The sequence below is a fragment of the Streptomyces albidochromogenes genome, assembly GCF_005981925.1.
Taxonomy (GTDB): domain Bacteria; phylum Actinomycetota; class Actinomycetes; order Streptomycetales; family Streptomycetaceae; genus Streptomyces; species Streptomyces albidochromogenes.
The window spans coordinates 1-801 of the sequence record NZ_VBVX01000689.1; the positions used below are offsets into that span (position 1 = coordinate 1).

The 801-nt window shown below is 67.2% G+C and carries 1 pseudogene; it reads left to right on the forward strand.

From position 1 onward, the window contains the following. Window positions 1-215: 215 nt before the first annotated feature. A pseudogene (locus E2E34_RS34780) lies at window positions 216-801 on the forward strand (hypothetical protein); the annotation flags it as partial.

Genomic DNA, 801 nt, shown 5'->3' on the forward strand with positions numbered 1-801 from the left:
ACCCCCAGAAGCAACCAGTGGTTATCGGCCACATCACCCCCGCTCAACTCACCCGTCCCGGTCCGCTGTGTCCGCCCCTGCGACCCCGTATGAGAAAAAGGAAAAGTGTTCTCCGCCACGTAGGCCGTGGATAAAGTGCTGATGCAGCACGACGGAGCAGCATCGATCTGCGGACGCCGGGGTCAGCGGCGTACGGAGTGAACGGGGAAACCAACGTGCCGACCGCGATCGCAGTCACCAGCGCCGACTTGGTGTTGCCGCCCACCGATCAGCAGACTCCGACCGCCGCTCTGCTCCACGCGCCGGACGAGCAGCCGCTCGAAGCCGCTCTCGTCGACATGCACGTCATGCTCGAACGGTACGGGTACGTCGTCGCCGTCTACCCGGCCTCCGTCCCGGTCGCCCACGAGCGCCGCCTCCACACGCTCCGCTCGATGCTGGAGACCGACCGGCTCGCCCTGCTGAAGCTCGACCTGCCACCGCTCGGCATCGCCGTACTCGTACGTCAGCTCCGGCAGTTGTCCATCTGCGACTTCAGCCCGGGTGTCGTGGCCTCGGCCGCCCGGCTCCTCTCGCACTACATCTACGCCGGCGCGCTTCTCAACTCCGTCACCAAGCTCGACCGTGTGCCCGTCAGCCTGAAGTCGCACGCGAAGTCCTGGATGCCGGGCACCCAGTTCGGCGTACTGGCCAACCCCAACCCGCAGTTGGTCAAGATCACCAGCAGCGGCACCGCCCCGTCCCGCCCCGGCCAAGGCGCCGGCCACCGCTCCCGCACCTCCAACGCCTCCACCTCTACTA